General features: G+C 66.7%; 17 protein-coding genes. 10 read left to right on the forward strand and 7 right to left on the reverse strand.

The features are described from left to right. The first annotated feature begins 43 nt into the window (after positions 1–43). Together BM009_RS19275 and BM009_RS22720 are read left to right on the forward strand one after the other, a co-directional pair. A complete protein-coding gene (locus BM009_RS19275; RefSeq protein WP_093298670.1) occupies positions 44–1,054 on the forward strand; it encodes a LacI family DNA-binding transcriptional regulator in 1,011 nt (336 codons plus the stop codon). Between the two features lie 257 nt (positions 1,055–1,311). Next, a complete protein-coding gene (locus BM009_RS22720) occupies positions 1,312–1,476 on the forward strand; it encodes a hypothetical protein (RefSeq protein WP_175488130.1) in 165 nt (54 codons plus the stop codon). Positions 1,477–1,483: 7 nt separating this feature from the next. Here BM009_RS22720 and BM009_RS19280 read toward each other — a convergent pair whose 3' ends face one another. After that, complete coding sequence (locus BM009_RS19280) at positions 1,484–2,779, reverse strand: MFS transporter (protein WP_093298671.1); 1,296 nt, start codon at positions 2,777–2,779, stop codon at positions 1,484–1,486. Between the two features lie 111 nt (positions 2,780–2,890). Between BM009_RS19280 and BM009_RS19285 the strand changes: the two genes are divergently transcribed. Genes BM009_RS19285 through BM009_RS19310 form a run of 6 tightly spaced genes read left to right on the forward strand, consistent with a single transcriptional unit; the run spans position 2,891 to position 5,606 of the window. Beyond that, complete coding sequence (locus BM009_RS19285) at positions 2,891–3,691, forward strand: APH(3') family aminoglycoside O-phosphotransferase (protein ID WP_093298673.1); 801 nt, start codon at positions 2,891–2,893, stop codon at positions 3,689–3,691. A 55-nt stretch (positions 3,692–3,746) separates the two neighbouring features. Next, on the forward strand, positions 3,747–4,301 hold the full coding sequence (pgsA, locus tag BM009_RS19290; RefSeq protein WP_093298674.1) for a CDP-diacylglycerol--glycerol-3-phosphate 3-phosphatidyltransferase: 555 nt from the start codon (positions 3,747–3,749) through the stop codon (positions 4,299–4,301). Then, a complete protein-coding gene (gene moaD, locus BM009_RS19295; RefSeq protein WP_093298676.1) occupies positions 4,301–4,558 on the forward strand; it encodes a molybdopterin converting factor subunit 1 in 258 nt (85 codons plus the stop codon). The genes pgsA and moaD overlap by 1 nt, the downstream gene beginning before the upstream one ends. Next, positions 4,555–4,992, forward strand: a complete 438-nt coding sequence (locus tag BM009_RS19300; RefSeq protein WP_093298678.1) for a molybdenum cofactor biosynthesis protein MoaE — start codon at positions 4,555–4,557, stop codon at positions 4,990–4,992. The genes moaD and BM009_RS19300 overlap by 4 nt, the downstream gene beginning before the upstream one ends. Before the next feature lie 33 nt (positions 4,993–5,025). Then, a complete protein-coding gene (locus tag BM009_RS19305; RefSeq protein ID WP_093298679.1) occupies positions 5,026–5,295 on the forward strand; it encodes a ribbon-helix-helix domain-containing protein in 270 nt (89 codons plus the stop codon). Next, complete coding sequence (locus BM009_RS19310) at positions 5,292–5,606, forward strand: type II toxin-antitoxin system RelE/ParE family toxin (protein ID WP_093298681.1); 315 nt, start codon at positions 5,292–5,294, stop codon at positions 5,604–5,606. The genes BM009_RS19305 and BM009_RS19310 overlap by 4 nt, the downstream gene beginning before the upstream one ends. Here the strand turns inward: BM009_RS19310 and BM009_RS19315 are convergent. The 6 genes from BM009_RS19315 to BM009_RS19340 all read right to left on the reverse strand — a co-directional run bounded on the left by BM009_RS19315 (position 5,603) and on the right by BM009_RS19340 (position 12,744). After that, the gene (locus BM009_RS19315) at positions 5,603–6,505 is read right to left on the reverse strand and encodes a hydrogen peroxide-inducible genes activator (protein ID WP_254772368.1); all 903 of its coding nucleotides are present in this window, start codon (positions 6,503–6,505) and stop codon (positions 5,603–5,605) included. The two genes, BM009_RS19310 and BM009_RS19315, sit on opposite strands and share 4 nt — an antisense overlap. A gap of 107 nt (positions 6,506–6,612) precedes the next feature. After that, positions 6,613–8,193 (reverse strand): alkyl hydroperoxide reductase subunit F, encoded by a 1,581-nt coding sequence (gene ahpF / locus BM009_RS19320; RefSeq protein ID WP_093298684.1) that lies wholly within the window; start codon positions 8,191–8,193, stop codon positions 6,613–6,615. A gap of 140 nt (positions 8,194–8,333) precedes the next feature. Next, positions 8,334–8,897, reverse strand: coding sequence for an alkyl hydroperoxide reductase subunit C (ahpC, locus tag BM009_RS19325; RefSeq protein ID WP_093298686.1), 564 nt, complete (start codon positions 8,895–8,897; stop codon positions 8,334–8,336). Positions 8,898–9,323: 426 nt separating this feature from the next. Then, positions 9,324–10,550, reverse strand: a complete 1,227-nt coding sequence (locus tag BM009_RS19330) for an acyltransferase family protein (RefSeq protein WP_093298687.1) — start codon at positions 10,548–10,550, stop codon at positions 9,324–9,326. Positions 10,551–10,678: 128 nt separating this feature from the next. Beyond that, positions 10,679–11,887, reverse strand: coding sequence for an acyltransferase family protein (locus BM009_RS19335; protein WP_093298689.1), 1,209 nt, complete (start codon positions 11,885–11,887; stop codon positions 10,679–10,681). Positions 11,888–11,970: 83 nt separating this feature from the next. Next, on the reverse strand, positions 11,971–12,744 hold the full coding sequence (locus BM009_RS19340) for a sulfite exporter TauE/SafE family protein (RefSeq protein ID WP_093298690.1): 774 nt from the start codon (positions 12,742–12,744) through the stop codon (positions 11,971–11,973). 155 nt (positions 12,745–12,899) lie between these two features. Between BM009_RS19340 and epsC the strand changes: the two genes are divergently transcribed. Together epsC and BM009_RS19350 are read left to right on the forward strand one after the other, a co-directional pair. Next, on the forward strand, positions 12,900–13,589 hold the full coding sequence (epsC, locus tag BM009_RS19345) for a serine O-acetyltransferase EpsC (protein ID WP_093298692.1): 690 nt from the start codon (positions 12,900–12,902) through the stop codon (positions 13,587–13,589). Then, positions 13,589–13,927 (forward strand): DUF2794 domain-containing protein, encoded by a 339-nt coding sequence (locus tag BM009_RS19350; protein WP_064313234.1) that lies wholly within the window; start codon positions 13,589–13,591, stop codon positions 13,925–13,927. The genes epsC and BM009_RS19350 overlap by 1 nt, the downstream gene beginning before the upstream one ends. The last annotated feature ends 71 nt before the right edge of the window (positions 13,928–13,998 follow it).

The following is a 13,998-nucleotide window of genomic DNA, read 5'->3' on the forward strand; positions in this document are numbered from 1 at the left end:
CATGTTGCAATGCCGAAATGACGCTTGTCGCGAAGGAGTGAGAATGGCCGGCCGTCCGACGATCAAGGAAGTCTCGAAGATCGCCGGCGTGTCGTTCAAGACCGTCTCCCGCGTGCTCAACAACGAAAAACATGTCAGCGAAGAGACGCGGCGGCGCGTCGAGGAAGTGGTGGCGCAGCTCAACTTCCGGCCGAGCCACGCCGCGCGGACGCTGGCCGGGCGGCGCTCGTTCCAGGTGGCGCTGCTCTACGACAATCCCAGCCCCTATTATGTCTTCCACATCCAGTCGGGCGCGATGGAGCGCTGCCATGAGCTGGGCTACCGCCTGCTGATGCAGCCGATCGACAGCACCGCGCCGGACATGGTGCCCGATGTGCTGGCGCTGGTCGACGAGGCGCATCTCGACGGGCTGATCCTCTCGCCGCCGCTGACCGAGATGCCGGAGCTGATCGAGGCGCTCGACAAGCGCAAGCTGCCCTATGTCCGGATCGCGCCGGGGCTGCGCAAGGATCATGGTCTGGCTACGACGATGAACGACGTCGCGGCGGCGCGGGAGATCACGCGGCACCTGATCGATCTGGGCCATCGCAGGATCGCCTTTGTCCGCGGGCCCGAAAGCCACGTCTCCTCGGCGGACCGTCTGGCCGGCTATCGCCAGGAGCTGGAGGCGCACGGGATTGCCTTCGATCCGGCGCTGGTGATCGCGGGCGACTATAGCTTCGCCTCGGGCGGGGCGGCGGCGCGGGCGCTGTTCGCGCGCGCTCCCCGGCCGACCGCGATCTTCGCTGGCAATGACGACATGGCCGCCGGCGCGCTGGCGGCGGCGCACGAGGCGGACATCGCGGTGCCCGACGCAATCTCGATCGCAGGGTTCGACGATTCGGACCTGGCGCGTGCCGTCTGGCCGCCGCTCACCACCATCCGCCAGCCGGTGCGCGAGCTCGCCTATGCCGCGGCGGACCTGATGCTGGCGGGCACCGCGGTGACGCCGCAGGTGATGCTGGAACACCAGCTGATGGTCCGCGCCACCACCGGGCCGGCGCCCAAGGGCTGATCAGCTTTCCAGGTTCTAGCGTATCCTCCCCCGCCAGGGGGAGGTGTCAGGCGCAGCCTGACGGAGGGGGAGGATGCCAGAACCTCTCGAACCGTCGCGCTTCCTCCCCCTCCGTCGCGCTCCGCGCGCCACCTCCCCCTGGCGGGGGAGGATACGGCTTTCGTCGGCGAGCGCGACAAGGGATCATCCCGCCCCGGGACGCCGTTAACCATGCTTGCCGCTGGTCGAAATCGTAAACGGCGCGTTAACCTTGCGCCATGCAGCAGCCGTTCGCCCTAGGCGGCACCCGCCGCCATCCGTTCCGCCGCCATGTGCGGCAGGTGATCGCGCGCCAGCGCAAGGCGAGCGAGGACGGCGACGTGAAGCTCTTCGCGCTGAGCTTCACCGCCTTCTTCGTCTGCTTCTACACCTTCCTGCTATAGCCCGGGCTCAGGCGTCGGGCGCGTCGCCGCGGCGGGGCACGTCGCCTTCCTTGTGCAGCTTGCGCGCGCACCAGGCCGAGGCCAGCGCCAGCACCGCCACCACCCACAGCGCATCCTCGACATCGACGCCGGGAATGCGGGTGAAGCCGAAGATGCCGACCGAGCCCAGCACCATCGCCCCCGAATTGACGACGTTGTTCGCCGCCACCGTCCGCGCGGTCTGCGACTTCTCCACGGTGGTGGTCAGGAAGGCATAGAGCGGCACGACGAACATGCCGCCGGTGGTGGCAATCATGATCAGGTCGCCAAGCGCATGCCACGCCGCCGGCATCTGGACGAAGTCCATCGTCTTGAGCAGCGGTCCTTCGTGGACCGGCCAGTAGCGGGCGGTGAAGTGGAAATCGATGACGAACACGGTCATCGCCAGCACTGAGGGCACGCAGTAGCGCGCGGAGACATTGCCCTTGAGCAGCTTGTTGATGATCACCGATCCGATCGCGATGCCGATCGAGAAGATGCCGAGGAACACGCTCGCCACGTCCTTCTGGGCGTGGAACACGTTCTTGACGAGCGGCGGGAACAGTACGCCCAGCACCGCGGCGATCGACCAGAACACGCTGATCGAGAGGATCGCAAGGAACAGCCGGCGGATGTGCATCGTCGCCGAGATCAGCCGGTGCGAGGCGCGGAAGATGTTGAGGTCGATCTCCAGATGCGTCAGCGGCGGCGCGGGCGGGATCTGCAGCGAGGCGAGCCAGCCGACCAGGGCCACGCCGATCACGGCGAACGCGGCGGCATGCGCGCTGATCAGCCCGCCGGCGATGGTGCCGCACAGGATCGCGACATAGGTGCCGGCCTCGATCATGCCGGTGCCGCCGAGCACGTCGTCCTCGGCCAGGTGCTGCGGGAGCACCGCGTACTTGATCGGCCCGAAAAAGGTGGAGTGCACCCCCATGCCGACCAGCGCGACCAGCATCAGCGGCAGGCTCTTGAGGAAGATGCCCGCGGCGCCGACCAGCATGATGCCGACCTCGGCCATCTTGATGATCCGCATGATCTTGGCCTTGTCATGCGTATCGGCGAGTTGTCCGGCCAGCGCGGAGAAGAGGAAGAAGGGCAGGATGAAGATGCCGGTGGCGATCGCGCTGAACCGCGTCTCTTCCTCCACCGAGTTGAAAATCTGGTAGGTCGCGAAAAAGATCATCGCGTTCTTGAAGAGGTTGTCGTTGAACGCTCCCAGGAACTGCGTGATGAATAGGGGCAGGAAGCGGCGCTCCTTCATAAGCCCGAGCGCACCGATCATTCGATAATAGCTCCCCTCGCTGCGGTGTTCCGCACGGTGAGGGGGCGGCATACCGGGGGGCGCGCGCGGCTTCAATCGATTAATCGGTATGGTGCGGAACGAGGGGGGGACATGGACAGGGAAGTGGCGATCGAACCGGCGGCGGTGCCGGCAGGTCTGGCCGTGCTGGTAGCGGGGCGGAGCTGGTTCCGCGATCAGGTCGGTCAGTCCGGTTGCGCGGTCCATCGGCTGGTCCGTGGGGGCGCGGGCGACCTCTATCTGAAGATGGCAGGGGCCGACACGCTGTCGGATCTGGTGGACGAAATGGCGCGGCTGCGCTGGCTCGGCGGGTACCTGCCGGTGCCGCCGCTGCACGGCTTCGGGCTGGAGGCGGACGGCGGCTGGCTGCTTACCGCCCGGCTGCCAGGGCGCACCGCCTATCAGCTGCTGGAGGAGGATCCTGCCGGTGCCCCGGCGCTGGCCGCATCGCTTGCGCGGTTCCTGCGGCGACTGCACGCAATCCCCGTCGAGCGCTGCCCGTTCAATGCCGATAGCGCGTTGCGGCTCGCCGCGGCGAAGGATCGGATGGAGGCCGGGCTGGTCGAGGAGGACGAATTCGACGCCGTGCGGCTGGGCAAGTCGGCGCGGGCGGTGTGGGACGAGATGCTCGCGGCCATGCCTGCCGCGTTCGAACGGGTGGTGACGCATGGCGACTTCTCGCTCGACAATCTGCTGGTGGTGGACGGCGAGGTCACCGGCTGCATCGATCTGGGACGGGTAGGCGTCGCCGACCCATGGCAGGACCTTGCGATCCTCTGGCACAGTCTGGCCGAATTCGGCGAGGAAGCAGCTGCGGCGATGCTGCAAGCCTATGGAATTGCGCTTGATCCGGTCAGGCTCGACTTCCATCTGCGGCTCGACGAATTCTTCTGACGGCAGGGGCCTTGGGCCTTCCCGCTGGGCGGATGCCGGTGCTAGGGCTTGGCCGATGTTGACGTTGCCGAACATTCTCACCCTGTCGCGCATCTTCATGGTGCCGTTGCTGGTGGGATTCCTGTGGTGGCCGCACTGGGCGCTCGGGTACGCGATCGCCTTTGCGCTCTACTGCCTCATGGGAATCACCGATTATTTCGACGGCTATCTGGCGCGCGCGCAAGGCACGGTGTCGAAGCTCGGCGTGTTCCTTGATCCCATTGCCGACAAGATCATGGTCGCCGCGGTGATCCTGATCCTGGCGGGCAAGGGCGTGATCGCCGACTGGCACGTCATCGCGGCGCTGGTGATCCTGCTGCGCGAGATCGCGGTTTCGGGGCTGCGCGAGTTTCTCGGGGGGATCCAGGTTTCGGTGCCGGTATCGCGTCTCGCCAAGTGGAAGACGACGCTGCAACTAGTGTCGCTGGGGACGCTGATCCTGTCCGGCGCGGTGCCCGAATGGGGCTGGGTGCTGACAGTGGGGCTCGCCACCCTGTGGGGCGCGGCGGTGCTGACCGCGATCACCGGCTGGGACTATCTCCGCGTCGGCCTGAGCCATATGGACAGCTGATGCCGATCACCATGCTCTACTTCGCCTGGGTGCGCGAGCGGATCGGGACCGGCGAGGAACGGGTCGACCCGCCCGAGGCGGTGCGCAACGTCGCCGACCTGATCGAGTGGCTGGCGCAGCAAAGCGACGGCCATGCCGCGGCCTTCGCCGAGCCGGCGAAGCTGCGCGCTGCGATCGACCAGACCTTCGTGCCGCTCGATGCGCTGCTGGGCAATGCCCGCGAGATTGCGATCTTCCCGCCGGTGACGGGCGGATGATCCGCGTCTCGGTCGATCCCGCGCCGATCGAGCTGGGCGTCGAGGTCGCGGCGCTGGAGGAGCGCGGTGCCGGCGGCGTCGCCACCTTCACCGGCGTGGTGCGCACCGACGATGGCGTCGAGGCGCTGGAGCTGGAGCATTATCCCGGCATGACCGAGGCGGCGCTGTGCACGCTGGCCGAGGCGGCGATCGATCGCTGGAACCTGCTGGGTGTCACCATCGTCCACCGCGTCGGCCGCATGACGGCGGGCGAGCGGATCGTGTTCGTCGGCACGGCCGCGGCGCACCGGCGCGAGGCGCTGGAGGCCTGCGCCTATCTGATCGACCGGCTCAAGACCGACGCGCCCTTCTGGAAGCGCGAATGGCTGGCGGGCGGCACCCGCTGGGTGGAGCCGCGCGCCATTGATGCCGAGGCGGCTGCCGGCTGGGAATAGCCGTACAGGATATTCCATGATATCTGTACGCGCATGACCAAGCCGATGAACCTCAACGTCCGAGTCTCCGGCCCCCTGAGCGAGTTCGTCGCCCGCAATGTCGGCGAGGACGGGCTGTACGAGAATGTCAGCGAATATGTCCGCGACCTGATCCGCCGCGACAAGGAACGCGTCGAGCGCGAGATGTTCGAGACGCTGAAGGCTGAGCTGCAGCGCGCCTTCGCGACGCCGGACGAGGAGTATGTCTACGTCACCGCCGACGAGGTTTTAGAACGCAACCGCGCACGGCGCGCCGCACGATGAGCGGCTTCTTCATCGAGCCTGCCGCCGACCGTCGGCTCGATGAGATTTACGAATACACGGCCGATCAGTGGGGCGAGGACCAAGCGGACGCCTACATTCGCACGTTGTTCGAGCGACTTGGAGCGATTGCGGCCAAACGGGTTCCATGGCGGCCGCTACCGGCGGAATTCGGCGTTCCGCTATATTTCGCGCGAGCGGAGCACCACATCGTCTACTGGCGGGAGCGCGCAGACGGCGTGATCGGGATCGTCACCATCCTCCACGAGCGGATGCACCAGCTCGAACAGCTCCGCGCCGTGTGGGAACCCTAGGTCCGCGCGGCCGTCAGCACGTCCGCCAGCAACCGGAAATCGCGCTCGCGGGGGGAAGCCTTGCGCCAGACCAGCGCAATGTTGCGCGAGGCATTCGCGGAATCGAGCGGCCGCGCCTGCACCGAGGTGTGCTCCAGGATGCCCGCGTCCACCGCCATCTCCGGCAGCATGGTCACGCCCAACCCATTGTCGACCATCTGCACCATGGTGTGCAGCGAGGTGCCGAGCATCGTCGCCTCGGCGCGCATCTCGGGACGGTTGCAGGCGGCCAGCGCATGGTCCTTCAGGCAGTGGCCGTCCTCGAGCATCAGCAGCCGGGTTTCGTCGATGGCGTTGGGATGGACCGCGCCGGTGGGATCCATCTCACCCTCGCGGAAGGCGACGAACAGCCGGTCGTCGAACAGCGGGGCGCTCTCCACGTCACCGCAGGAGAAGGGGAGGGCGAGCAGCACGCAATCGGTGCGGCCATGGCTCAGCGCCTCGCAGGCCTGGCCGCTGGTTTCCTCGCGCAGATAGAGCTTGAGGTCGGGATATTGCTGGCGGAGCCGCGGCAGGATGCGCGGCAGCAGGAACGGCGCGATCGTTGGGATCACGCTCATGCGCATCTCGCCGGAAAGCGGTCGACCAGCGGCGCGGGCGAGATCGCCCAACTCGTCCGCCTCGCGCAGCACCCGTCGGGCCTTCTCGACGATCCGCTCGCCCAGCGGCGTGAAGCGCACCACCCGGCGGGTGCGCTCGACCAGCACGACGCCGATCAGCGTCTCCAGCTCGCGGATGCCGGCGGAGAGGGTGGACTGGGTGACGAAGCACGCCTCCGCCGCGCGGCCGAAATGGCCGGCGTCGTTCAGCGCCACCAGATATTGCAGCTGCTTCAGGGTAGGGAGGTAGGTTTGCGCCACTGATCGCCTCTCTCGATTGTCGAGCGGGTATATAGTGGCTGTATCGAACATGGGAAGCGAATAGCCGCTCCCCCGGACGCGCGAGGCGACCGGGGGAGCGCAGGGGCTCAGGCGGCAACAGCCTGAAGTTCTTCTTCCGGCAGGCGGATCATGTAATCGAAGGCCGAGAGCGCCGCGGTCGAACCCGCGCCCATCGCGATCACGATCTGCTTGTAGGGCACGGTGGTGCAGTCGCCCGCCGCGAAGATGCCGGGCTGGCTGGTCTCGCCGCGTGCGTCGATCTCGATCTCGCCGCGATTGGTGAGCGCCACCGCGTCCTTCAGCCACTCTGTGTTGGGCACGAGGCCGATCTGGACGAAGATGCCTTCCAGTTCGATGTCATGCTCGGTGCCGCTGTTGCGGTCCTTGTAGCTGAGGCCCGAGACCTTCTCGCCGTCGCCATTGACCTTGGTGGTCATCGCCGAGGTGAGGATCTTGACGTTGGGCAGGCTGGCGAGCTTGCGCTGCAGCACCGCGTCGGCGCGGAGCTGGCTGTCATACTCGATCAGCGTGACGTGCGCGACGATGCCGGCCAGGTCGATCGCCGCCTCGACACCCGAGTTGCCGCCGCCGATCACCGCGACGCGCTTGCCCTTGAACAGCGGGCCGTCGCAGTGCGGGCAATAGGCCACGCCCTTGTTCTTATAGTCGTCCTCGCCCGGCACGTTCATCTGCCGCCACCGCGCGCCGGTGGAGAGGATGATCGCCTTGGCCTTCAGGCTCGCACCATTGGCCAGCACCACTTCGTGCAGGCCGCCTTCGCGCTTCGCCGGGATCAGCTTCTCGGCGCGCTGCAGGTTCATGACGTCGACGTCATAGTCCTTCACATGCTGCTCGAGCTGCGCGGCGAGCTTCGGGCCCTCCGTGTGCGACACCGAGATGAAGTTCTCGATGCCCATGGTGTCGAGCACCTGGCCGCCGAAACGCTCGGCTGCGACGCCGACACGGATGCCCTTGCGCGCGGTGTAGATCGCCGCCGCGGCCCCTGCCGGACCACCGCCGACGACGAGCACGTCGAACGGGTCCTTGCTCTTGATCTTCTCGGCCGCGCGGGCTTCGGCGCCGGTGTCGATCTTGGCGACGATCTGCTCCAGGTCCATCCGGCCCGAGGCGAAGGGTTCGCCGTTCAGGTACACGGTCGGCACGGCCATGATCTTGCGGCCTTCGACCTCTTCCTTGAACAGCGCGCCGTCGATCGCGACGTGGCGGATATTGGGGTTGAGCACCGCCATCAGGTTCAGCGCCTGCACCACGTCCGGGCAGTTCTGGCACGACAGCGAGAAATAGGTCTCGAAGGTGAAATCGCCCTCGATGTTGCGGACCTGCTCGATCAGCTCCTGCGCCGCCTTGCTCGGGTGGCCGCCGACCTGGAGCAGCGCCAGCACCAGGCTGGTGAACTCATGGCCCATCGGGATGCCGGCGAAGCGCACGCCGATATCGGTGCCCTTGCGGCGGATCATGAAGCTGGGCTTGCGCTTGTCGTCGGCGTGGACGAGGTCGATCTTGTCGGAAAGCGCGGCGATGGCCGCCAGCAGCTCGCCCAGCTCGCGCGACTTGGCGTCTTCGCCAAGGCTGGCGACGAGCTCGATCGGCTCGCGGATGTTCACGAGATAGCCCTTGAGCTGCTGCGTCAGATTGGCGTCGAGCATGGGAAAACTCCTGTATCTTCTACTAAAACGACCCGGAGCGGAGGGGGGATCCGCTCCGGGTCGCAACCGGCGCCCGCAAGGGGGGCAGGGGCGGGCGCCGTAACCTTTAGTCCTCCCCTTACAGGGGAGGATGGTCTGCCTTAGATCTTGCCGACCAGGTCGAGCGACGGCGCGAGGGTCTCGGCGCCTTCTTCCCACTTGGCGGGGCAGACTTCGCCCGGGTGGGCGGCGACATACTGTGCGGCCTTGATCTTGCGGAGCAGTTCCTGGGCGTTACGGCCAACGCCTTCCGAAGTGATCTCCATGATCTGGATCACGCCGTCCGGGTCCACCACGAAGGTGCCGCGGTCGGCCAGGCCCTGGCCCGCACGCAGAACGTCGAAGTTGTTCGAGATGGTGTGGTTCTGGTCGCCGAGCATGTAATAGTTGATCTTGCCGATCGCGGGCGAGGTGTCGTGCCACGCCTTGTGGCTGAAGTGCGTGTCGGTCGAGACCGAGTAGACTTCAACGCCCATGCCCTGCAGGGTCGGGTAGATATCGGCCAGGTCTTCCAGTTCGGTCGGGCACACGAAGGTGAAGTCGGCCGGGTAGAAGAAGAAGACCGCCCACTTGCCCTTCACGTCGGCGTCGGTGACTTCGACGAACTTGCCTTCCTTGTAGGCCTGTGCGGTGAACGGCTTGATGGTGCTGCCGATAAGAGCCATGAGTCTTGTTCCTCCAGAACGGGGGTTGCTGTTGCGAACCCGGATATAGGGGGCGGAGTCGCCGATGGGAAATTGGAAGACCCGCTTGGGGTGATCGAGTGCGTCACTCAATCGCGCGATTTTAATCGAATCGGGCGGAGTAGATGGTTGCGCTGGGCCGGGAGGCCGGAACAGGTGCAGCCTGCCGCTGCCTTCGCTGCAGAGATAGCTGCAGGCTCGGAAGCGCGCGCTCGCAGAACTGCGTCCCGAACCCGGCGGCGAGCATGATCCTTGCCAGGATCGACATCGAAGCGGGTTTCGCGGGTGCGCCAACATGGCTGGCCGGCTGCCCATCCGGGCCGTCTATCGGGAAGGAAGCAGCACTTCCTTGCGCGAGGGCATGTTTCGGTCGGCAACACGCTACAGCCCGTTGCCTGAAACGCGGCGTCAGGCGGCGACGGTTGGCGCCACCGAATCACGATCGGTGTTGGGCACTGCCTCGACTATGGCCGGTTGAACGCCCCCTCCCTGGCGCGAAAGCCATCGGCGCGAGGCGTCCCGCGCGGGAGTCTCGATCCAGCGATAGCTAAGCGCGGACACAAGGACGACGATACCGAGCACGGCGAACGCCATCAGATCGGGCGCGAACGTAAGGATCTTCAACGTGCCGCTGCCGCTGAAGCGCGTCTCCACCAGCGGGTGGTGCAGCATTTTGCCGGCCAGCGAAAGCACGTCCAGCGTCCGCGCGACCACCAGCGTGTGGACCATGTAGATCGAATAGGAGAGGGTGCCGAGCAGCACGAAAAAACGAAGCTTGAGCAAGCGGCTGACAAGGCCCTGTTCGGCCGAGAACAGGATTACGGTCGCGGCAAACAGCAGAGGGGCGAGGATCGGGACGGCGCCCGCCGCGACCATCGCGACGCACCCCGCCGCCGCGACGAGTTCCAGCGCGGTGGCCAGCGCCAGCCCCAGCGACGGCGCGCGTACCGCCGCGACCAGCATCCACGCGAGTACGCCCAGCGAGAAGCCGAGGATGCAGCGCGCAAGGGCATAGGCGGTCGCCGGGTCCCAGGCCGATGGGCCGCCAAGCGCCAGCACCAGCCCTGCCGCGGTGGCCAATCCCACTGCCATCGGCGCGGTCCGGCGGGGAAAGGCGCGGAAGAGCAGGGCGACCAGCAGGTAGGTCCATACTTCCGCGGCGATGCTCCAGCTCGGCCCGTTCCAGACGATCGAGGGGAATCCGCAGAAAATCTGTACGAGCGCGAGCGAGCCCACGAGTTCGCTCAGGGTGCGCGGATCGGAGAAGGGGGTGCGGCTGCTCAGGCCTGCGGTTCCCAGCACCGAGCCGGCCAGCTCGAGCGCGACGAACAGCGCAAGGATCGCCAGATGGAGCGGATAGACCCTGCCGAGGCGCAGCAGCATGAATTTGCGGATCGGATAGCCGGCACGCAGCCGATCAAGATAACCGCAAGAAATCACGAAGCCGCTGAGAACAAAGAAAAAATCCACGAACATCCAGCTATTGCGCACGAGGCCGGAGTTGGTGATGCCGCCGGTGGAGTGAAGGTGGAACAGGACGATCATGCAGGCGCAGATGCCACGCAGGCTGTCGAGCGCCAGGAAGCGTGCTCGAACCGCATGCGCGGCTGTGCGGCTGGAGAGTCCCTCCACCATCGAATTTCGCCCCCTGATGTCCGTGTTTTGCCCGGGCGGCTTAACATTTTAATCTTTTGAGTGGAATAGATACTGCGACCGCAAGGACCGTGCATTTCGGGACGGCGGTCGCGTATGGCGCGGCGCTGTCAGGGCGCGGTTGCCGGAGCGGGCGACCCGGCGGGGCGCAGCCGCTCGCCGAGCCGCTTGCCGAATCGCCAGGCCGGGCGTTCGATCAGCAGATAGGTCGCCGCCGTGACCAGCACGATCATCGCCGCCAGCACCGGGATCAGCAGCGGCAGCGCCGCCAGTGGCAGGCTCCGCACGATCGAGCTTGCATCGACGAACAGCAGGTTCAGCAGGATGCCGTGCAGCAGATAGATGCCGAAGGAGATTTCACCCACCACCGCCGCGCCGGGCAGCGAGAAGATGCCGCCGAAGCGGTTTCCGGCCGCGACACAGCAGAAGAAGAAGGCGAAGGCGAAGAAGGCGGGGCTGAGCGCATGGTGGGTCAGGGTGACCGCGGGGATCATCGCCAGCGTGGCAAGGATCGCGGCGGGGCGGGAGGCGAGCCAGCGCCGGATGGCCTCGCGGGCGCAGAGCTCATAGGTCAGCATCCCCGCGGCGAAGAGCGGCCAGAAGGTCGGCATGTTCCCGCCGACGTGCGCGACGTTGGCGACAGCGCCCACCGCCAGCACCAGCAGCGGCACGATCCAGCTCGGCAGCTTGGCCAGCTTGGCGACCTGCAGCCCCAGCGCCACCGCGGGCAGCAGGAACAGGTAGAACAGCCATTCCTGCCACAGCGACCACAGGACCAGTGCATTGACGCGCCCGCTGTCGGCATAGCCCAGGATCGGCACCTCGCGGTGCGCGCTGATCCATTCGAGCGCGGCGCGGGCGTAGCTGGCGCCCGGGCGGGCGCCGGTCCGCAGCGCGATCACCAGCGAAATCAGCAGGAACGACACCGCGACGAGCGGCACGATGCGGAAGAAGCGGCCGATATAGACTTTCGGCCAGAAGACATGGCCGATCCCCTTGAGCGCGGTGGGATAGAAGACCAGCCCGGTGATCATGAAGAACAGCGCCACCGCGCCGGCGCCGAGCTGGTTGACAAAGGGCAGGTCGGCCGCGGACCAGGGCTGGCCGTACACGACGACATGCGTCCAGATCCAGAAATGGTGGCTGAGCACTGAGAGCGCGAGGAAGCCGCGCAGTCCGTCGATATTGCCGAAGCGCGGTCCCTTGGGCACCGGGAAGCCGCTCCGCCGCAGTGCGCCGCCCACCACCACCGCGACGACAAGGGAAGCGACGTAGAAGAAGAGGAAGCTCAGGGTGAAGGCGTCGACCGGCAGACTCACGTAGGTTAACCTCTTTCACGGCGTAGCGGCCGTCGCTACCACGCAGCGACCGGCTTTGCACGCCTTGCGCTGCAGCAATGCGTTCAGGCGAGCGCGCGATAGAGGCTGAACGCGCTGGTCGCGGTCAGCACGATGCCGACCAGGCTGAGCAGCAGCCGCACCGGCATGCGCTTGGCGAACATCGCCCCGAACGGTGCCGCCACCACCCCGCCGATCAGCAGCCCCAGCACGGGATGCCAGAAGTCTGGGGTGAAGCCCCGCGCGCCGATATGGAACAGGAAGGTCGCCGAGATGGTGAGCGTCAGGAAGAATTCGGTGGTGTTCACCGTGCCGATCGTCGTGCGCGGCTGCGCGCCCTGGACCAGCAGGTTGCTCGTCACCACCGGCCCCCAGCCGCCGCCGCCCGCCGCGTCGAGGAACCCGCCGGCAAGGCCCAGCGGCTCGACGATCCTCGGCTCGCGCTGGTGCGGGGCAAAGCGGATCGCGCGGAACAGCAGATACAGCCCGATCGCCGACAGATAGGCCATCACGAACGGCCGGGTCACCGAGGCGTCGAGCGTGGTCAGCACATAGGCGCCGAGCACACCGCCAAGGATGCCGGGGATCAGCAGCCGTGCGAACAGCCGCCAGTCCACGTTGCGGTGCAGGACATGGCTGAGCCCGGAGACTCCGGTGGTCATCGTCTCGACCAGGTGGACGCCGGCCGAGGCGGTGGCAGGGGCGATGCCCAGCACGCTTACCAGCAAGGTGCTCGAAATCACCCCGAAGGCCATGCCGAGCGCGCCGTCCACTAGCTGGGCGGCGAAACCGACGGCGACATAGGGCAGCATTTCGGCGAGCGTGATTCCGGCGAACATCCATGCCCCTGTTGCGGCGGTAGGCCCCTCGAAATGGCGGGTTCCGGGAAATCCTACAAGCCCGATAGTGTATGATCGGGACGGGGGTTGGGTGGAGCCATGCTGGAAATTCCGGGCATGCTCCCCTATTTTGCCTGCTGCAAAGGGGTCCGGCCATGTACCAGCGTCTCAAGCGCTATCTCGATTCGATCCATGCGCGCGATCCCGCGCCACGCAGCCGGCTGGAAATCCTGCTCTATCCGGGCGTCTGGGCGCTCGGCTATCACCGCATCGCGCATGCGCTGTTCCGCCGCCGCTTCTTCTTCCTCGCCCGGCTGGTCAACCACTGGTCGCGCTGGATGACGGCGATCGACATCCATCCGGGTGCGACGATCGGGCATAATTTCTTCATCGACCATGGCTTCGTCGTGATCGGCGAGACCGCGACCATCGGCGACAACGTCACCATCTACCAGTGCGTGACGCTGGGCGGCACCAGCCCGGACAATGGCGTGGGCGGCAAGCGCCACCCGACGCTGCTCGACGGCGTGATCATCGGCTCCGGCGCGCAGGTGCTGGGCCCGATCACGGTGGGCGAGCGGGCGCGGATCGGCGCCAATGCGGTAGTCACCAAGGATGTCGCGCCCGGCGCGGTGATGGTGGGCATACCCGCCAAGCCGACATTGGTCGAGGCGGTGACCTGGCAGAAGGATTTCGTGCCCTATGGCACGCCGTGCAGCGACGTGTTCGACCCCTCCAGTCAGAAGCTCGAGCTGATGCGCTGCGAGCTGGACACGCTGCGCAAGCGGCTCGACGCGATGATCGCCGAGCGCGAGGCCGAGGCCGAACGGCGCGACCGGGCCTGATGGGAACCGTCACCCCGCTTCCCCTCGCGCGTCCCGAGCAGGTCGGCTTCGATCGCCTCGAACTCAACCGGATCCTCGATCTCTACGGCCGCATGGTCGCCGCCGGGCATTGGCGCGACTATGCGATGCAGTTCGAGAAGGACTTCGCCGCCTTCGCCGCCTTCCGCCGCGCCGCCGAGCGGCCCGAATATCGCATCGAGAAGCGACCGTCCCTGCGCAATCGCCAAGGGATGTGGGCGCTGGTCAACGAGAGCGGGGCGGTGCTCAAGCGCGGGCATGAACTCGGCCCGGTGCTGGCCCCGGTCGAGCGCCGGCTGATGAAGCTGGTCGAAGAATAGGCTAGCCGCACCCTTTCGCCGATTTCCCGCATCCGTCCCCGTCCGGGATTGCTGCGATGCGGTACGTCAAA

Origin of the sequence: Sphingomonas sp. NFR04 (assembly GCF_900114095.1) — a bacterium.
In the GTDB taxonomy this organism is placed as follows: Bacteria; Pseudomonadota; Alphaproteobacteria; order Sphingomonadales; family Sphingomonadaceae; genus Sphingomonas.